Source organism: Pseudomonas sp. NFACC39-1, from assembly GCF_900110355.1.
Classification (GTDB): Bacteria; Pseudomonadota; Gammaproteobacteria; order Pseudomonadales; family Pseudomonadaceae; genus Aquipseudomonas; species Aquipseudomonas tehranensis.
On record NZ_FODL01000004.1, the window covers coordinates 208,788 to 227,616 of the forward strand.

Below are 18,829 nucleotides of genomic sequence, written 5' to 3' on the forward strand. Positions count from 1 at the left end.
GAATATGTACGACCTTCAAGGCAAAGTGATTCTGATCACCGGCGCGGCTGGCGGCATCGGCGCTGCCAGTGCACGTGAGCTATATGCGCACGGCGCCAGCCTGGTGCTAACCGATACCTCACAGGAGGCGGTGGACAAGTTGGCCCAGGAGTTCAACGATCAACGAGTGCTGCCACTGGCGTTTGACGTCACCGACGCCCTGGCGGCCAAGGCGGTGATACGCCAGACAGTCGAGCGCTTCGGCCGTCTCGATGTGGCCTTCGCCAATGCCGGCATCTCTTGGCGGGGAGTACCTGCGACCCTGCGCACCTGCGACGAAGCGGAGTTCCTCCGCATCATTGAGGTGGATCTGTTCGGTGTGTGGCACACGATACGCGCGGCACTGCCGGAGGTCGTTCGCAACCGGGGCCAGATGCTGGTCACGTCATCGGTCTATGCCTACTTGAACGGCATAGCCAATGCTCCCTATGCCGCGAGTAAGGCAGCAGTGGAGTCGCTGGCCCGCTCGCTGCGCGCCGAGCTGAGTGCGACCGGAGCCAGCGCCAGTGTGCTTTATCCCGGCTGGACGGCGACCGCTATCGCCAAAGTTGCCTTCGGGGGTAATGCCATCGCCACCGAGATGAACGAGACCCTATTGCCAGCCTTCCTGCATCGAGCGATACAACCGGAACTGGTGGCACGTGGCGTGGTGCGCGGTCTGCAAAAGCGCCAGCCGCGCATCGTTGTACCGGTTCGCTGGGCGCCCATTTCCCTGATGCGCGGCCTGTTAAACGTTTTCACGGACTGGCATCTGGCACGCGATACCCACCTGCAACGGTTGCTCCACCAGTTGGAAGAAGAGGCCGTTCGCAATCAGACCACAGACTGATGCCCCACTATTTGCTTAAGGCCTACCCTATGAAAAACTACTCGCTGATTGACCGCGTCATTGCCATCACTGGTGCCACCGGTGGTCTCGGCAGGGCCGCCGCGCAAGCCCTGCGCGACAAAGGTGCGAAGCTGGTCTTGCTGGATCTCGATTTGGATAGCTTGAATGCCATGGCTGCCACCCTGGGCGGGCCTGATGTCGCTGCCGGTTGGGTGGCCAACGTGCGTTCAATTGAAAGTCTGGAAACAGCGCTGAAGAAGGCCGCGCAGCACTTCGGCGCAATTGATGTAGTGATCGCCGGTGCTGGTGTCAGCTCGGTGGTCGCCCTAGAGTACCTAGCCCCTGCCACGTTTGAGCGGGTTATCGATATCAACCTCAACGGCGTGGCACGCACCTTCCGCGCTGCCCTGCCCTATGTGAAGGCGCGCCAGGGCTATCTACTGGCCATCTCGTCAATGGCGGCTTTCGTCCACTCGCCGTTGAACACGGCCTACACCGCCAGCAAGGCCGGAGTCTGGGCTCTGTGTAACAGCCTGCGCCTGGAGCTTCGTCAGCACGACGTGGGCGTCGGATCGTTCCACCCGACCTTCTTCCAGACGCCGATGATGGAGGCGGTCATCGACGGGCCGTCTTCTACCCTGGTCTGGAATAACCATCAGGGGGTCTGGCAGTTCGTTGCGTTGGAACAGGTGGTGGCCGCCCTGGTGGCGTGCATCGAGCAGCGGCGTGATCTGGTGACGGTGCCACGCAGCCAAGGGCTGGTGGCGAAAGCCCCAGGCTTGCTTCGTCGGCTTATCGAGTGGATCGGTTTCGAGCCTGGAAAAGTCGCAGAAGCGGTAAGGCTCAGCAAAGAGAGCAAGGGCCTGTGAGGTATGAGTGTAAAACTGAACGAATGACCGCTTTTGGCCGATTACTGCCTTTCGCACCGGACAGCCATCGTCGGACAAGCTATATAGCAGAGGGAAATCGGCAAACCGTCCGCCCGTCATACTACCGCTCACCAGCCTATCGACGCCTTGAGGTGCCTGCTGTGCGCAACCTGCGGCGGGTGGCGCGTTGCTGGCGGGTCTGGTGGTGGGTGTTGTGACGCTGATCAGCCACTGGCTTTGTCGGCCAGTTCGAGCCAGCGATTGATTTCGCGCTCACACATGGGGACAAGTGAAATTGGCGAGCTGCTTGCGCATAATTGGCAGCCAGGCTCCGCTTAGAATGTCTGTTCGCACATCGAGTATTGTGGGTCGCGATCTTACTGCTACTGAATTTCATGCCTCACGTTGAGGGAATCCAGTGCCGTCAGCTCATTAAGTCAAAAGGGAATTTTACTCATGTCAGAACCACGCATTCGTGCCCTCGCGCTCTGTATATTTCATCATCACGGAAAAATACTGGTTAACCAATTCTATGACGCCGTTGAACAGCGAACCCTCTTTCGCCCGATTGGCGGCGGTATTGAGTTCGGCGAACGAGGTATCGATGCCATCGTCCGTGAAGTGCAGGAAGAACTGGCTCTTTCGATCAGCGATGTTCGATTGATTGGCACTTTGGAAAGCATTTTCACCTACGCAGGCAAGCCAGGACATGAAATAGTCCAGGTCTACGATGCAAGGTTTGATGATGTAGACGTCTATGAGCGATCTTGGTTAGACGGTCATGAAAGCAATGGTGCTTCGTTCAAAGCCACGTGGTGCCTGGGTTCCAGCTTCACCGCTACGTCTGAGCTAGTGCCTGAAGGACTTTTCGAATTGCTCAAACAGGCTTCGTTGTTGGACTGAATGACAGTTGTGGGGGCGCAAGCGACCCCACAACACTACCTGGCGACTACCCAGGCTTGTGGTTATCCAGTACTCGATTGACCGCTAACTCACCCAACATGATGACCCGTTGCAGCACCAGCATCGTTTGCCGTCTGGGGCCGTCTGTCAAGTCGGCGAGATCGCTGACCATCACGCTGGCGGATGCCAAGGATTCGCACGCCTCAACGAGCAACGTTTCGTCATCCACCGCTGCGTCGATGGTGAAGATCGTACTGGGCTTGCGGGGCCGTATCTGCGTTTTCGGCGCCCCCGGATTCAGGTAGTACTTGAGCGCGCGGTCTGCCGCCTCTTTCAACTTTTCGGGGTCGAGAGAGTCGCCGTAGAGTACCGAATCAATATCCGGGGGGTTGGGGGTAACCTTGAAAATATGTCTAATTCCAGAGTTGGGGCCGCAACCGTTCTCGACTAAAAGAGGGTGGCGGCTGTACGCAGGTTAGTCGACCGGTGGAATTAGCAAACCCGGCGCGCCCAAGGGCGCCCTGCGCACAACCACCATCAAGTACAGGAATAGAATGACCTGACTGAATGGTACTCATGCACTTTACTAAAACCGACCGAGCGACTAAACCCGACCACTGATGGGCAGTGGCAGGTAAACGATAGAGGCCGGGGGCAAAGCGCACAAGCCGGCGGATTCTGACGCACGCGTAAGTAAGGACGCAAGGTCTCGTAGCCTCTAGGGCGTAACGTGGAATGTATTTAAACGTGTCTTCGTTGGATGTGTTTACGATAATTAAACAGGTCGGGTTTTCTTCGCTCTCATCTTGGGTCGCTATTACTGCAAGCACTGTGCTTTAAGGGCGGAGCCCCACAAACTGCAGACCAAAAAAAACCGGCCACCAAGAGCCGGTTTTTGCATATCCCTCGTCAAATCACACAACGTGAGACCAGAATTCGATTGGAGCGGGTGAAGGGAATCGAACCCTCGTTATCAGCTTGGGAAGCTGGAGTAATGCCATTATACGACACCCGCTCAGAGCGGCTGACTTTGTACCAGATGTGGCCAGGGATTTGAAGTTTTTCTTTACGGACGGCGAAGTTAACCGTCTACGCAAGCCTCAAACCAGAGCGGTCGTTCGCGGGCAAACCCCGTTGCTGAAAGCGCAGGGCGGGGCTTGCTCGCGAAGACTCGGTTTCAGATAGCCGGTGCATGGTAACCCTGCACGTAGCTGTAGCGCGGTCGGCTTTCGTGCTGGGTGGGTTTGAGGAAACCCAGCAAGGCGTCACGGCTGTCGCGGCAGGCGGCTTTGTGTTCCATGTCCAGGAAATGCCCGGTGGCTTGCAGCGTGCTGAAGCTGCTGTGCTGCACGTGGTTGGCGAAGACCTTGGCATCTTCGGCGGCGGTGTATTCGTCCCATTCGCCGTTCAGGAACAGCACCGGCACGTTGATTTTTTTCGCCGCATTGACGTAGCACAACCGATCGCTGTGGAGCACATCGCTGATGTGGAAGTGCATCTGCCCGTATTCATGCTCGGCCAGGCTGCTGACATGGCGATAGTTGAAACGCTTGAACAGCGGCGGCAGGTGCTTGCCGATGGTGCTGTTGACCAGATGTCCTACGCGGTCGCCGTCCCGGCTTCCCAGGTAATCGACACCGCGTTCCAGGTAGTCGCGCATGGGCGCATTGAGCACCGGCGAGAATGAGCTGATCACTGCTTTTTCGATACGCCGTGGACGTTGGGCCAGGGCGGTGAGGGTGGCGGCGCCGCCCCAGGAAAAAGACAGCACATGCTCAGCGGCGAAGTGATCGATCAGTTCCAGGAGGATCTGGCCTTCGATCTCTTTGGTCAGCATTTTCTCATGCCGATTGTGGGGCTTGGACTTGCCCGCGTAGGGCTGGTCGTACAGTACGACGTTGAATTCCGGGTAGAGGTTTTTGGCGGTCTGTGCAAACGACGCGGTGGTGGCCATCGAGCCGTTGACCAGGATAATGGTCTTTTGCGCGGCGTCTGCGCGATAGAACTCCGTGTAAACCCGATACTGACCCTGTATATCCAGCACAGCGATTTCTGGCCTCATGTCATAAGACTCCTGGCAAGCGGGTATGCGCGCAATGAGATTGCACGAGCAATGTGACAGGTAGGCATACGCCTGGAAGAGAAGGCCCATGTCGATCCGCGCAAGCTGGTCGACGGGTGTTGTTATAGGCGGGCAGTTTGTCGACTGTTAAGAAGGAGCCTGAGGGCTCCGGCCGGCAAAAAGTTTCTTGGAAGTATGTGGTGACTCATCGGTCACATTTCGGCCGACGGTTTGATTCAAGCAGCGGACCGGCTGTCGCGCAAGTGTTGTTTGACAATTGCCCGACACTTCTGCCGAGCGGTCATACGATCAGATCAGCTGGATCTCTTCAGGGCTCAGGGCGCGGTATTGGCCCGGCTCAAGTTCGGCGTCCAGCAGCAGCGGGCCCATGCGTTCGCGGTGCAGGCGCAGCACCTTGTTATTGAAGTGGCCGAACATGCGTTTGACCTGGTGATAGCGGCCTTCAACGATGCTCAGTCGCGCCGATCTTGGCCCCAGCAACGTCAGCTCAGCTGGCTGGGTCGTCAGGTCTTCGAAGGCGAAGTACAAGCCGTGGGCGAAGGTGATGGCATACTCGGCGGTGATGGTTTGCTCGGTTTCGACGTAATAGACCTTGGGCAGTTTGGTTTGCGGTTGGGTCAGGCGCCGTGACCAACTGCCGTCGTTGGTGATCAGCATCAGCCCGGTGGTGTTGAAGTCCAGTCGTCCGGCGATGTGCAGGTCGTCCTTGTCTGGCTCGTCCAGCAGATCCAGTACGGTAGGGTGTTGCGGATCGCGGGTGGCGCTGACGCAACCGGGCGGTTTGTGCAGCATGAAGTAGCGCGCCGGGCGGCCCCCTTGCAGCACCTCATCGTCAATTTCGACACGGCTGAATTCACGCACCTGCGTATGGGGATCGTTGACGATCTGGCCGTCGATCCGTACTCGGCGTTCCACCAGTAGCAGGCGGACCTGCTGGCGATTGAAACGGGGTAGGTTGCTTAAAAAACGATCAACACGCATGGGTGGGCAGCGGAGGAGAAAGGACGCGCATCTTACCCAATCGACTGTTCCTTGGCTTGTAACTGCTCCAATACCTGGGCACAGCGCGGGCACAGGCAGGACTGGTCTCGCAGCTCGGCCGGCAATGCTTCAAGCACGGCCGGATCGATGCTCACGCCGTAACACCAGCAGGCGCGGTCGGCGGTTCGCGGGCCGGCCAGGGTGCAGTCATTGCTGGCGCCACAGGCCGGGCACAGGTCAGGTTTATTCATAGCTGGAGTGAGGCATCTGTACACAGGTTCGGTTGTTCCCGGTTTGCCGGGCGCGTTGCAGTGCATGATCGGTCCGCGACAGCAGGCTGTGCAAGGTGTCTTCGTCCTGCAAGGTGGTGAGGCCGATGCTGACGGTGACTCGTAGCTCTTTGCCGCTGCAGAAATAACGCTGTTGTTCGATTCGTTGACGAATTTTCTCGGCGATCTTCAGACCGTTCTGCCCGTCGGTGTCCTTGAGCAGCACAATAAAAGCCTCGCCACTCCAGCGACACACAATGTCCGAATGCCGCAGGCTGTCGGTCAAGTCGCGAGCGAACCCGGTCAACAACTGGTCGCTGGCGATGTGACCATGGGTGGCGCCCAGCCGCTTGAACTCGTCCAGCTCCAGCAACAGCGCCGCCAGCGGCTTGGGTTCACGTTGGGCTTCATGCAGGGCTTGCACGGCCAGCAGATCGAAGCCGCGCCGGTTCGGCAGTTCGGTCAGGCTGTCGAGGGTGGCTTGGGCGTCGATACGGTGTTGGTAGCGGTCGATCAGGCGATAGAGGATGACCAGGACAGTCAGCGTCACGAGTGCGCCGATCAGCAGGTTCAAGTACAGCGTCTTGAGGAGGGTGTCGCGTACCGAGGCATGGGCCGCGTAATAGCCCAGCAACGCAATGGCCAGGAAACCTGTAACGAGCAGCGCCACCACGGCCAGGAGCGGCTTGCGCTGGGAATACAACGGCGAACGGAGCGACATGGCGATTCCCTTGGCGCAGACCCAATGAAGTCAGTTTAGTGGCCTTGTGGGAAAAGACATTCGAATTTGCAGGTTTGTAGGACCGTGGCGAGGGAGCTTGCTCCCGCTGGGCCGCGAGGCGGCCCCAAAAGCGTCTGCTTCGCAGCCGAGCGGGAGCAAGCTCCCTCGCCACACAATCACCGCTGTTTCAGACTATGTAAATAAGCCCGCCACCCCCCCAAATGACTGATGTCCTGCGCCCCCGCCAAACCATACGGCTCGCAAATGAATCCGCTTTCCCAGCGGCCGTCGGCCAGTTGTACCTTACCCAGCCCAAGCGGCGCGGGGATACCGCTCAGGAACGAACCGAGTTCGCTGCTCGGCAGCTCCCACACCTCTACCTCAATGGCCACACCGCCCTCACTGACCCGCAGCATGCCGGGGCGCAGAGGCGGGCCGCCGGCCAGTGCGTAGAGACGGTAATCGGCTGAGCTGTGGGTGGCCTCGATCAAGCGCGCACCGCGTTGCCTGAGCTGCCAGTTCAGCGCCAAGCCGTCCAGATGCGCCCCGCACACCACCAGCCGCGCCCGGTCATGGCGAGCCGGGTTGGCCGGCGCTGGCACGGCCGGGTCTTGTTGGCGCTGCAAGGCATCGGCCACGCTTAACAGGTATTGATCGGTGAAGGCCCGACCGAACAGCGTCACGCCCCAGGGCAAGCCGTTGGCCATGAACGCGCTGGGAACAGCGACGGCAGCGTAGTCCAGCAGGTTCATGAAGTTGGTGTAGTAGCCCAGCTCCGAGTTGCGCAGCACCGGTTCGGCGGCCAGTTCGGCAAGGGTCACCGGGCGGCCGATGGTTGGGGTGAGGACGCAATCGAGCGTTTCCATGACGCGATCGCATTGGGCTTTGAGCGCTTGCAAACGGTACTGGGCACGGAAGGTTTGTACGCCATCCACGGTCGGCGCTTTCGCCAATACGGCGCGGATAACCGGCAATACGGCGTCGGGCTCGCGTTCCATCAGTTCCCCGGCAACGCTGTAGCGCTCGGCCACCCACGGCCCTTCATACAGTAGCCGGGCGGCCTCCAGAAACGGCGACAGGTCCAGTTCCACCGCTTCGCCGCCCAAGCCCTTAAGTCGCTCGATGGCCTCTTGAAACAGCCGTGGACCTTCGTCGCAGCCAAAAAAGGCCAGGTCTTGCCCACGAGGCACGCCGAAGCGAAAGCGTCGCGGCGCGCCGAACGCGGAGCCGTCGTTCCACAGCGGGTTGCGGCGGCTGTACTCGTCGCGTGGGTCGAGACGGGCGGTCAGCGCCAGTAACTGACTGGCTTCCCGCGCCGTTGCGGTGAAGGTCGTGACGCAATCCAGTGTGCGACAGGCCGGCACCACACCCGCCGTGGAAATCAAACCCTTGGTGGCTTTCAATCCCAGCAGATTGTTCAGCGCCGCCGGCACCCGACCTGAACCGGCGGTGTCGGTGCCCAGGGCAAAACTGGCCACACCCAGGGCCACCGCCAGTGATGAACCGGCGCTTGACCCACCAGCCGGATAGTCGGGCAGCACGCTATTGCGACAGGCCCCGTAAGGCGAGCGGGTGCCGTTGAGCCCAGTGGCGAACTGGTCGAGATTGGTCTTGCCCAGAGGAATCGCGCCCAAGGCCAGTAGCTGCTCGACAACGCTGGCCGAACGTTGCGGCACGTAGCTGAATGCCGGGCAGGCGGCCGTGGTGGGAATGCCAGCCAGGTCGATGTTGTCCTTGATCGCGAACGGCACGCCATACAACGGCAGGTTTTCCAGATCCTGGCCCTCCAGTGCGACGAGGTAGGGTTCCAGTTCCTCGGGCGTGAGCAGGTGGATGAACAGGTGAAAATCAGGGTTCAGCGCCGCAGCTTTTTCCCGCAGGCTCAACAGTAAATTCCGGGGTGTAAGTTCGCCGCTGCGGTAGGCGTCACGCAGATCGTCCAGGCGTAAAGACAGGTTCATGGCATTCATCCTTTGCTTGAGTTCAGTCACGTTCCAGCACTACCACACGTTGTCCGGCGCGCACCGCCGAGCCGGGCTGTACACGAATCTGGCGCACCACTCCGCAGACGGGGGCGAGCACCGGGATTTCCATTTTCATCGACTCCAGAATCACCAGCACATCGCCGACCGCAACGCGTGCGCCAACCTCCACCTGGACTTGCCAGAGATTGCCGGCGATGTGGCTGTCGACGCTGAGCTGATCCTCGCTCAGCAGCGAATCTTCGCTGGGCGCGGGTGCCGGTTCTTCGCTGTCAAAGTGTGCCTGGCCACTGGCGATCCAGCGCTCGCGCTCGGCATTGAAGGCGCCTTGTTGTTGCGCTCGGAACGCGGCGATGCTGTCGGCTTCCTGGGCCAGAAAGCGCTGATAATCGGCAAGGTTGAGTTGGCTGTGTTCGATGTCCAGGTCGAAGCGGCCCAGGGGGAAGTCTCGGCGAATGCGCAGCAGTTCATCGGCGCTGACCGGGTAGAAGCGGATCTGGTCGAAAAACCGCAGCAGCCAGGGTTTGCCGTCGAATGCGGCGACCTCGCGATAACGATTCCACATCTGCAACGTGCGCCCGACGAACTGATATCCGCCTGGGCCTTCCATGCCGTACACGCACATGTACGCGCCGCCGATGCCCACCGAGTTTTCCGCAGTCCAGGTGCGGGCCGGATTGTATTTGGTGGTCACCAGCCGATGCCGAGGGTCCAGTGGCGTGGCGACGGGCGCGCCGAGGTAGACGTCGCCGAGGCCCATCACCAGGTAGCTGGCGTCGAACACCGTGCGCTGCACCTCGTCGAGGTTGGGCAGGTCGTTGATGCGCCGGATGAACTCCAGGTTGCTCGGGCACCAGGGCGCGTCCTTGCGCACCGTGGTCATGTATTTTTCGATGGCCAACTGGCAGGCCGGATCATCCCAGGACAGCGGCAAGTGCACGATGCGTGACGGCACCTGCAGATCCTGCGCGGCGCACACCGCGTCCCACTCTCCGCTGAGGATCTGCAGTAGCTCGGCCAGCGGCAGTTGTTCGGGTTGGTAATGCACTTGCAGCGAGCGAATGCCCGGCGTCAGATCGATCACGCCGTGCATTTTTTTGTGCTCCAAAGCCTGCATCAAGGCGTGGGCGCGAAAGCGCAGCACAAGGTCCAGTTCGGGGGCGCCTATCTCCAGCAACAGGTGCGTGTCGCCGGCCAATCTCGCCACCAGCCGGGTATCGTCCTGGCCGATATCCAACACCACAGGCGACCCAACCCCCTGTGGGAGCGAGCCTGCTCGCGATGGGGCCAGATCAGACACCGCATCCACTTCATCGCGAGCAGGCTCGCTCCCACATTGATTCCATTCCAAAGTCAGTGATCGGGCGGTCTTCAGGTCCACCGGCACAAACCGCACCTTGTCCCCGGCCTTGAGTTGCCCCAGTTGCCAAAGATCCGCCTCGATCACCGTCACCGGGCAGACGAAGCCACCCAGGCTCGGGCCATCGGGGCCGAGGATGACGGGCATGTCGCCGGTGAAGTCCACGGCGCCGATGGCATAGGGGTTGTCATGGATATTGGAAGGGTGCAGGCCGGCCTCGCCACCGTCGGCGCGCACCCATTCGGGTTTTGGCCCGATCAGGCGCACACCGGTGCGGCTGGAGTTGAAATGCACTTCCCAGGACGTGTCGAAGAAGGTCTGGATGTAGCGCTCGGTGAAGTATTCCGGCGCGCCATGCGGGCCGTAAATCACGCGGATCTGCCGCACGTCGGCCAGCTCCAGAGTGGGGGCGCTCGTGTGCGCCACGGTCGCGCGCTGATCCAGCGGCGCCAGGTGCAGCACGTCACCGGTACACAAGGCCCGGCCGCCATGGCCGCCGAACTGGCCGAGGGTGAAGGTGCTTTTGCTGCCCAGGTAATCCGGCACTTGCACGCCACCTTGCAGGCACAAGTAACTGCGCGCCCCGGCGCCGGAAATGCTGCCGATCGCCAGCGTGGAGCCGGCAGGAATCGACAGGGCGGTGTTCATCGGCACGGCTTCGCCATCAAGGGTCAGTGCAATCACCGCGCCGGTCACGGCCACCCGTGCATTGCAATTGAAACGCAGCAGCGGCCCGCTCATGGTGATTTCCAGCGCCGCAGCGCCTTCTTCATTGCCCAGCAGGCGATTGCCCTGGCGCAGCGAGCGGCTGTCCATCGGCCCCGATGGCGGAACCCCCACCGCCCAATAACCGAGTCGGCCGGGATAGTCCTGAATGCTGGTCTGGGTCCCGGGGCTGAGCACTTCAAAGGTGTTGGCGCGATAGACCAGCGCCTCCAGGCTGCGCGTCCAGGGCTGGCCGCTGGCAAAGGGTGCATCGAGGAGAATCTGTTGCAGGTAGTCGCGGTTGGTTTCCACGCCGTACAGCAGGCTTTCATTCAGTGCTTGATGCAAACCCAGGCGCGCTTCTTCGCGGGTCGGCGCCCAACGAATGACTTTGGCAATCATCGGGTCGAAGTAGGGCGGAATCTGGCAACCGGCCTCGACCCAAGTGTCGATGCGCAGTTGTTTGCCGTCGGCTGGCGGAAATTGCACAGCCGTCAGCAGCCCCGGGCTCGGCTGGAAATCCCGGCCTGGATCTTCGGCATACACCCGCGCTTGAATCGCATGGCCCTGGGCGTGCAAGCCCTGGCTCAGCTCGTTCAATGGAGGCAGTTCGCCGGCGGCCAATTGCACCATCCAGCGCACCAGGTCCACGTTCCACACTTGTTCGGTGACGCCGTGCTCCACTTGCAGGCGGGTGTTCACTTCCAGAAAGTAAAAGCGTCCGGCGTCACTGTCGAACACGAACTCCACGGTGCCGGCGCTGCGGTAGTTGACCGCCTGGGCCAGTTGGATCGCCGCTGCGCAGAGCTCGGCGGCCATCCCTTCGGGCAGGTTGGGCGCGGGGGTTTCTTCGATGACTTTCTGGTTGCGCCGCTGCACCGAGCAGTCGCGCACACCCAGCGCGATCACCTGGCCCTGGCCGTCGCCGAATACCTGAACCTCAAGATGTCGGGCGCGTTCGATGTACTTCTCGATGAACACGCCGGCATCGCTGAAGTTGTTCTGGCCCAAGCGCTTGACCGCTTCGAATGACTCGCTCAACTCGGCGGCATGGCGACAGACACGCATGCCGATGCCACCGCCCCCGGCGGTGCTTTTGAGCATCACTGGATAGCCGACCTCGGTGGCGGCCAGCAGCGCGGCGTCGAGGCTGTCGAGCAGTTCGCTGCCTTCGAGCAGTGGCACGCCGTGGCGGCGAGCCAGGTCGCGGGCGGTGTGCTTGAGGCCGAACACGCGCAGTTGCTCTGGCGTCGGGCCGATGAAAGCGATGCCGGCGGCCTCGCAGGCCTTCGCGAAAGCGGCGTTTTCCGAGAGAAACCCATAGCCGGGATGGATCGCCGTCGCGCCGCTGCTTTTGGCGATTGCCAAAAGCTTGTCCACCGCCAGATACGTAGCGGCCGCCGCGCCTTCGCCCAGGCAGTGGGCTTCGTCGGCCTGCAGGATATGCAGGCTGGCGGCATCGGCTTGGGAATACACCGCGACGCCTTGGACCTTCAGTTCGCGCAGGGTCCGCAGGATCCGGCAGGCGATGGCGCCACGGTTGGCGATGAGGATTTTTTTGAACATGGCGTAACCCCCTCAGGCATGCATGTCTGCCTGAACTGGGATGCGGGCCGTCCCGCAGTTTTCGATGGCCGCCGGGGTCGTCCCCGATGGCGAAACCTCCAAACACCTCATTTCCTCTGTGGGAGCGAGCCTGCTCGCGATAACGTCCGCACATCCAATATCAATGTGACTGACAGACCGCTATCGCGAGCAGGCTCGCTCCCACAAGGGTTTGAGGGTGTTCATACAATCTGTTTATTTAATGCACTGCCCCGACCGGCTTTGGCACAGCACAAACAGCCAACGCCGCAGGCGGGCTAATTTCAGTTCCATATCAAAAGCTCCGCTGGCGTGGGGTTGTAGGCGTTGCACGGGTTGTTCAGTTGCGGGCAGTTGGAGATCAGGACGATCACGTCCATCTCGGCCCGCAGATCGACGTATTTGCCGGGCGCCGAAATCCCGTCCTCGAACGTCAGGCCGCCGTCGGCGGTGACCGGCACGTTCATGAAGAAGTTGATGTTCGGCCCGATGTCGCCCTTGCCCAGGCGACCGTCGTGGGCGCAGGCCCGCAGGTAGTTGTCGCGGCAACTGTGCATGTAGCGTTTTTCCAGGGCGTAGCGCACGGTGTTGCTTTCCTGGGCGCAGGCACCACCGAGGGTGTCGTGGCGCCCGCAGGTGTCTTCAACGATGGTCAGCATGGGGTGGCCGAGGTTGGAATACAGCACGCTGCCGGTGCTCAGGTACACGCTGTTCTGCCGGCGCAGGGTGCGCTGCACGTCGTAGCGTTCCTTGGGGTTGGCCAGGCTGTAGAACAGCGTATCGACCGCCTGGTTGCCTTCCAGGTCGAGGATGCGCAGGGTTTGCCCGGCCTTGACCTCAACCAGCCAGGGTTCCCCGGCGGGAATGGTGGCGCGGTAGATGGCGGCGTCGGGCTGCTTTTGTGGGGTGGCGATGGCAAGTGACATGGCAGCGATCCTCAGGCGAACAGGCGGTCGGTGTTGATGAAGCCGCGCTGGTTTTCCGGGCGCGAGTTGCGGCAGTGCTCGGCAACGCTGGGCTCGGCGTTCATCCAACTGAGCTTGAGCGGTTGCGGGGCGTATTGCGGGTTCGGGTCCATCGGGTGTTGCAGCGCAGTCAGCACCACCAGGGTGTCCATCGGTGCGTAGAGCTCGATGTAATCGCCGGCCTTGGAATGGCCTTCAACGAAGTGAAAGTTGCCGGCCTCATCGACATCGACCCGGCTGAACAGGTTGAGGGTCATCAGCAGGTCGGACAGGCCCAACCCCCATTTGCCCAGCTCCACCAGCAGGTTGTCGGTGCCGTTGCGAAAGAAGCCGTTGCGCAGTTCCTGATAGCGGCCCTGGCCGTATTTTTGTGCGACTTCCTCGGCGCAGAGCACACCGCCCAGGCTATCGCTCCAGCCGCAGGTGTCGGCGGTGATTGCCGCCAGCACCCGGCCCATGTCCGAGTACAGGCAATGGCCGCTGGTGAGTTTGGCGGTGTGTTGGCATTTGAGGCTGTCGGGCAGGTTCAGGCGCTCGGTTTTCTCATTGGCATTGAGCAGCGTCAGGCTCACGTTGGCCCCGCCGCGCAGATCGGTCAGGCGCAGCAGTTGCCCACGCTTGAGCACGAAGGAACGGTGGCCGCCACCGGGCAGCAGTTCTTCGGCGAAGGGAGCAAATAGTTGGGTCGAATCGGTCATGGGTAAACTCCTTTCAAGCGATACGCAATGCGCCGGCCAGTTCGGCGGGCAGGGCGTCGACGGCGGCACGGGCGGTGCGGCGGTCGCTGTTCAGTGGAATGTCGTAGGTGATGCGTGCGCCATAGGCGCCGGGGGCATGGGGGTCGAGGCGAACCTTGTCGAACACCAACAGGCGTGTGCCGAGGCTGAAACCTTCGGACAGATCATGGGTAACCATGAACACCGTCAACCGGGTTTCGCGCCACAGTTCCAGCAACAGGGCGTGCATGTCTTTGCGAATGCCGGGGTCGAGGGCACCGAAGGGTTCATCCAGCAGCAGGACACGGGGTTTCATGATCAGCGCCTGGGCGATGGCCAGCCGCTGTTGCATGCCCCCGGACAACTGCGCCGGGTATTTGTCCAGCGCATGGCCGAGGCCGACCTTGTTCAGCAGGTGCGCGGCCTCTTCCCGGGCCTGGCGTTTGGCGCTGCCAAACAGGCGTCCCAGCAGCGGCGAGCGCGGCAGTTCCAGGCCCAGGGCCACGTTGTTCAGCACGGTCAGGTGCGGGAACACTGAGTAACGCTGGAACACCACGCCACGGCTGGCATCCGGCTCGCCGGCCAGGGGCTCACCGTCCAGCAGAATCTGCCCGCGACTGGCGCGCTCCTGGCCCAATAGCAGCCGTAGAAAGGTCGACTTGCCACAACCCGACGCCCCCACCAGCGTGCAGAACTCACCTTCGGCGACGCTCAGGTTCAAGCGTTCCAGCACCACCTGATCGGCGTATTGCTGCCAAACGTTGTTGACCTTGATGAAGCTCATGCCTTCGCCCCCTCATACCAGGGGAATGCTCGGCGGGTCAGACACTTGAGGCCCCAGTCCATCAGCCAGGCGAGCAGGGTGATCCAGACCACGTACGGCAAGATCACATCCATCGCCAGGTATCGGCGCACCAGGAAAATCCGATACCCCAACCCATCGGTGGACGCAATCGCTTCAGCGGCGATCAGGAACAGCCAGGCCGAACCGAGCATCAGCCGCAGGGAAATCAACAGGCGCGGCAGCAATTGTGGCAGCACCACCCGTAGCATCAGGGTCCAGGTCGAGGCGCCGAGGGTCTGGGCCTTGATCAGCAATTCGACCGGGATTTCCCGGGCGCGCTGTTCCAGATCCCGGGCCAGGCACGGAGTGATGCCAATGACGATCAGCATCACTTTCGACAACTCCCCCAGGCCGAAGACGATGAACAGGATTGGCAGGATGGCCAGTGGCGGCACCATCGACAGCACGGTGAGTAAAGGCGATAGCGGCGCACCGAACAGCGGCAGCGTGCCGGCGGCGATGCCCAGGCACAGGCCGGCCAAGGCACTGATGCCCAGGCCGATTGCCAGTCTGCGCAGGCTCGACGCGGTGTCTTGCCAGAGCAGGTAGTCGCCACTGCGCACGTCAGCGGTGAAGGCCAGGCGTTTGACCGCATCGGCCATTTGCACCGCACTGGGCAGCAGCTTGTCGTTGGGGTTGTCCGTCAACCGTTCGGCCGAGCCCATGAAGTAGGCGAACAGCACCAGCGCGAAAGGCAGGATCACCAACAACAGGCGACTGGGGCGATCCGGGTAGCGGTTGATCAGGCGCATGCCAGCTCCTCCGGTTTACAACTTGGCGTCGGCGGCCAGTTGCACGTAGGTCGGGTCAAAGCGCAGCTTGAGATTGGCCTTGTCGCCGCTGGTCACGCCATTGGCAAACGACATGCCGACCGCGTCGGTGTCTTTGGCGCCTTCGCCGAGCAAACCATGCTGGAACGAGAACTCGGCGACTTTGCGCATGGTGGCGGGCAGTTGCTCACTGGTGGCGAAGCCCAGGGCCTCCTTGGCGGTGGCGAACAGCTTGGTGGTGTCCAGTTGCGACTGGAAGCCGGCCAGGTCAGTGCCCGAGGCTTTGGCCATGTGTTCCAGTGCGGTCTTGCTGGCGGCGTTTTTTGCGTTCATCAGCGCCACCACTTCAAACCAGGCGCCGGTCAATGCTTTGCCCAGGGCCGGGTTGTCCTGCAGGGTCTGGGTGTTGACCACCATCATGTCCATGATCTCGCCGGGGATCTGGCTGGAATTGAACACCTCGCTCACGTCGGGCTGGGCCTTGATGTCCGAGAGCATCGGGTTCCAGGTGGTGACGGCCTTGACCTCGTCGGTATTGAAGGCCGCGGAGATATCGGCGTCGGAGGTGTTGACGACTTTCAGGTCTTTTTCGGTGAGGCCGACCGAGTCCAGGGCGCGGGCCAGCAGGTAATGGGAGACCGACAGTTCCACCAAATTGACATCCATGCCCTTGAGGTCAGCGACTTTCTTGCCGTCCCCCTTGAGCACGATGCCGTCGTTGCCATTGGAAAAGTCGCTGACGATCAGCGCGGTGCTGTCCACGCCACCGGCGGCGGGAATGGTCAGGGCGTCCATGTTGGTCATGGTGCAGCCGTCGAACTGACCGGCGGTGTATTGATTGATGGATTCGACATAGTCGTTGAGCTGCACGACATCGATGGTGATGCCGTATTTTTTCGCCCATTTATCGACGATGCCTTGGCTGCCGGCGTATTCCCAGGGCATCCAACCGGCGTAAATGGTCCAGCAGACGCTGAAATGGTCTTTTGGTGCGGCAGGGGACGAGGGGCTCACGAGGGCCGAGAACGTGGCGAGGAGCAGGGCGCAAAGACGAAGCTTGAGCATGGTGGTTCTCCAGTTGATCAAGGGCGGACAGGAGCAACGCGGCACCGCGAACGGTGGCTTGTCTCCCGGGCTTTTGTCCCGCCGTGTAACCTCAACTGGAGGTCGCCAACTCTCGGACCAGCCACTCGCCAGAGGCGAGCCGGAACCCTAGTCAGCCATTGCAAATTGTGGTGCCGCGAACCTGTGATGACTCCTGCACGGAGTTTGTTAAAGCGAGAGCCGTGCCAAGTGCCGTAAAGGCCCGGCGCAGAGAGGGGCGGCCGAGCAGAGCGCGGCGTCGCAAGCGGGTTTGTGCATAGTTGTGGTGCTTGCCCGCACCGGGATGAGGCACAGGGCTACATGTTTCAACTTATTGCCAGGGCGCACCAGATTCGGATTTCGCTGTCAGATTAATCGTCAGTCACCCAATAGATGACTGCCGCCCGCCAGCGTCGCTGATGTGGCTCATTAGCGGTCCAGGAGGCCGCCATGTATCGACGACTTCTGCTCATTGCGTTTCTGGGTTTGACACTTTCGGCATGTGTTCCTTACGACGGAGGCTCAAGCTACTACCGTTCCGAGGTCTACACCTCACCGGCGCCGGTTTATTACGGTGGCGGGAGCTACTATTCGGCACCGCGTGGCTATTACGCACCGCGGTATTACCAATCGGCACCGCGCTACTATTCGGCACCGCGGTATTACCAACCGGCGCCACGCTACTATTCGGCACCGCGTTATTACCAACCCGCACCACGCCATTACTCGCCACCGCGTACGGCATACCGGTCTCATCCACACCGGGGCGGCTGGGACGGCCATAACCGGGGCGGTTGGAATGACGACCGTCGTGGCCGAGGCGGGCGGGATCATCGGGGACGCGGTGATCATGATGGACGGCGTAACCACCGCTGATTCATCGGCAGCAAAAAGCGGCGCATTGAGCGCCGCTTTTTTTGTGCCTGCCATAAACCTGATGGGATAACGCTTGTGGGAGCAAAGCTTGCTCGCGATGACCGGGTGTCACACAGGTTCTTTACTCATTCGACAAATCCGCCAACGGATGCCGACCTTCCCAGGCTTTGTGAAAGTGCGCCTCGACCGCCGCTTCGGGTACATGGTTGATGTCTGGCCAGTGCCAGTGGGGCTTGTGGTCTTTGTCGATCAGCCGCGCCCGCACGCCCTCGCTGAATTCAGGGTGTCGGCAGCAGTTGAGGCTCAAGGTGTACTCCATGCGCAACACACCGGCCAATGACAAATGCCGGGCTCGGGCGATCTGTTCCCAGACCAGATGAGCGGTCAGTGGGCAACCTTCGGTCATGGTCCTGGCCGCCCGCGCGATCAATGGGTCTGAATGGTCCACCAGCAGGCTGAGGGCTTTCCAGGCGCAGCGTACATCGCTGACATCCAGCCATTCGTCGATTCTCTGCCGGCGCGGCAGCCACTGCGCTTCGGGCAACTGCGCGACGGCTTCCTGCTGCAAGGCCTTGAGCAGGCTGTTGAGCTGCATGGGTGTTTGTTCCTGCCAGTTGAGCTGCAACAAGCCCTCGATCAGATCGTCCTGCTGTTCATCCAGCAAGAAACGGTCGGCCAGACCCAGGTCAATGGCATCCCGGGCATTCATATGGGCGCCCGTCAGGCCTAGGAATAGGCCAAGCTTGCCGGGCAGCCGCGACAGGAACCAACTGGCGCCGACGTCCGGGTACAGGCCGATGCTGATTTCCGGCATCGCCAGGCGCGTGCTCGGTGTGACGATCCGAATATTCGCGCCTTGCAACAACCCCATGCCGCCGCCAAGCACGTAGCCATGGCCCCAGCACACCAAGGGTTTTGGAAAAGTGTGCAGGTTGAAGTCCAGTCGGTACTCCGCGGCAAAAAATTGCGCAGCCAAGGGCGGTACTTCACCAGGTTGAGCGCGGCAGGCTTCCACCAGGCTGCGCACTTCGCCGCCAGCGCAAAACGCCTTGGCGCCGTTGCCGCGCAACAAGACACAGACGATTTGCGGTTCTCTGGCCCAGGCATCAAGCCGATCGCGCAGAGCGTTGATCATCGGCAAGGAGAGGGCATTCAGGGATTTTTCAGCATCCAGGGTGGCGATGCCGATACGGGCGCCGTTGATGCCGGTGAGTTCTTCGAAGTGCAAATTCATCGTGACCTCGATCAGA

Annotated in this window: 16 protein-coding genes, 1 tRNA gene, 1 pseudogene and 1 riboswitch; of the genes and pseudogenes, 4 read left to right on the forward strand and 14 right to left on the reverse strand. The window is 61.2% G+C overall.

What is annotated here, in order from left to right; genetic code table 11:
* The first annotated feature begins 4 nt into the window (after positions 1-4).
* The 3 genes from BMY45_RS10410 to BMY45_RS10420 all read left to right on the forward strand — a co-directional run bounded on the left by BMY45_RS10410 (position 5) and on the right by BMY45_RS10420 (position 2,640).
* A complete protein-coding gene (locus BMY45_RS10410) occupies positions 5-868 on the forward strand; it encodes an SDR family NAD(P)-dependent oxidoreductase (protein WP_092397273.1) in 864 nt (287 codons plus the stop codon).
* Between the two features lie 29 nt (positions 869-897).
* Positions 898-1,737 carry an SDR family NAD(P)-dependent oxidoreductase gene (locus tag BMY45_RS10415; RefSeq protein ID WP_092397275.1) on the forward strand — a complete coding sequence of 280 codons (840 nt, stop codon included), beginning with the start codon at positions 898-900 and terminating at the stop codon, positions 1,735-1,737.
* A gap of 456 nt (positions 1,738-2,193) precedes the next feature.
* The gene (locus BMY45_RS10420) at positions 2,194-2,640 is read left to right on the forward strand and encodes an NUDIX hydrolase (RefSeq protein WP_092397277.1); all 447 of its coding nucleotides are present in this window, start codon (positions 2,194-2,196) and stop codon (positions 2,638-2,640) included.
* A 46-nt stretch (positions 2,641-2,686) separates the two neighbouring features.
* Here the strand turns inward: BMY45_RS10420 and BMY45_RS10425 are convergent, their stop codons facing one another.
* From BMY45_RS10425 to BMY45_RS10485, 13 genes and pseudogenes are all read right to left on the reverse strand, one after another.
* Positions 2,687-3,049 (reverse strand): DUF6124 family protein, encoded by a 363-nt coding sequence (locus tag BMY45_RS10425; protein WP_092397279.1) that lies wholly within the window; start codon positions 3,047-3,049, stop codon positions 2,687-2,689.
* A gap of 532 nt (positions 3,050-3,581) precedes the next feature.
* Positions 3,582-3,655: transfer RNA gene (locus BMY45_RS10430), tRNA-Gly, on the reverse strand.
* A gap of 162 nt (positions 3,656-3,817) precedes the next feature.
* A complete protein-coding gene (locus BMY45_RS10435) occupies positions 3,818-4,702 on the reverse strand; it encodes an alpha/beta fold hydrolase (RefSeq protein WP_092397281.1) in 885 nt (294 codons plus the stop codon).
* Positions 4,703-5,011: 309 nt separating this feature from the next.
* Positions 5,012-5,704, reverse strand: coding sequence for a pseudouridine synthase (locus tag BMY45_RS10440; protein WP_092397283.1), 693 nt, complete (start codon positions 5,702-5,704; stop codon positions 5,012-5,014).
* Positions 5,705-5,736: 32 nt separating this feature from the next.
* A complete protein-coding gene (locus BMY45_RS10445; RefSeq protein ID WP_092397285.1) occupies positions 5,737-5,955 on the reverse strand; it encodes a cysteine-rich CWC family protein in 219 nt (72 codons plus the stop codon).
* Positions 5,948-6,559 (reverse strand): annotated as a pseudogene (locus BMY45_RS10450) (GGDEF domain-containing protein); the annotation flags it as partial. The gene BMY45_RS10445 and the pseudogene BMY45_RS10450, both read right to left, overlap by 8 nt.
* A gap of 311 nt (positions 6,560-6,870) precedes the next feature.
* The gene (atzF, locus tag BMY45_RS10455; RefSeq protein ID WP_092397289.1) at positions 6,871-8,655 is read right to left on the reverse strand and encodes an allophanate hydrolase; all 1,785 of its coding nucleotides are present in this window, start codon (positions 8,653-8,655) and stop codon (positions 6,871-6,873) included.
* A 22-nt stretch (positions 8,656-8,677) separates the two neighbouring features.
* Positions 8,678-12,307: an urea carboxylase gene (gene uca / locus BMY45_RS10460; RefSeq protein WP_092397291.1), complete on the reverse strand. Its 3,630-nt coding sequence runs from the start codon at positions 12,305-12,307 to the stop codon at positions 8,678-8,680.
* A gap of 302 nt (positions 12,308-12,609) precedes the next feature.
* On the reverse strand, positions 12,610-13,251 hold the full coding sequence (locus tag BMY45_RS10465) for an urea amidolyase associated protein UAAP2 (RefSeq protein WP_092397293.1): 642 nt from the start codon (positions 13,249-13,251) through the stop codon (positions 12,610-12,612).
* An 11-nt stretch (positions 13,252-13,262) separates the two neighbouring features.
* Positions 13,263-13,988: an urea amidolyase associated protein UAAP1 gene (locus BMY45_RS10470; protein WP_092397295.1), complete on the reverse strand. Its 726-nt coding sequence runs from the start codon at positions 13,986-13,988 to the stop codon at positions 13,263-13,265.
* 13 nt (positions 13,989-14,001) lie between these two features.
* Entirely contained in the window at positions 14,002-14,790 is a 789-nt protein-coding gene (locus tag BMY45_RS10475) for an ABC transporter ATP-binding protein (protein WP_092397297.1), read from the reverse strand.
* Positions 14,787-15,602, reverse strand: a complete 816-nt coding sequence (locus BMY45_RS10480; protein WP_092397299.1) for an ABC transporter permease — start codon at positions 15,600-15,602, stop codon at positions 14,787-14,789. Before BMY45_RS10480 ends, BMY45_RS10475 begins: the two co-directional genes overlap by 4 nt.
* Before the next feature lie 15 nt (positions 15,603-15,617).
* A complete protein-coding gene (locus tag BMY45_RS10485; RefSeq protein ID WP_092397301.1) occupies positions 15,618-16,685 on the reverse strand; it encodes a putative urea ABC transporter substrate-binding protein in 1,068 nt (355 codons plus the stop codon).
* 60 nt (positions 16,686-16,745) lie between these two features.
* Positions 16,746-16,847, reverse strand: a riboswitch (guanidine-I (ykkC/yxkD leader).
* A gap of 306 nt (positions 16,848-17,153) precedes the next feature.
* On the opposite strand from BMY45_RS10485, the gene BMY45_RS10495 reads away from it, so the two are divergent.
* The gene (locus tag BMY45_RS10495; protein WP_092397303.1) at positions 17,154-17,579 is read left to right on the forward strand and encodes a hypothetical protein; all 426 of its coding nucleotides are present in this window, start codon (positions 17,154-17,156) and stop codon (positions 17,577-17,579) included.
* Positions 17,580-17,700: 121 nt separating this feature from the next.
* On the opposite strand, the gene BMY45_RS10500 is transcribed toward BMY45_RS10495, so the two are convergent.
* Positions 17,701-18,813, reverse strand: a complete 1,113-nt coding sequence (locus BMY45_RS10500; protein ID WP_092397305.1) for an enoyl-CoA hydratase/isomerase family protein — start codon at positions 18,811-18,813, stop codon at positions 17,701-17,703.
* Positions 18,814-18,829 lie beyond the last annotated feature (16 nt).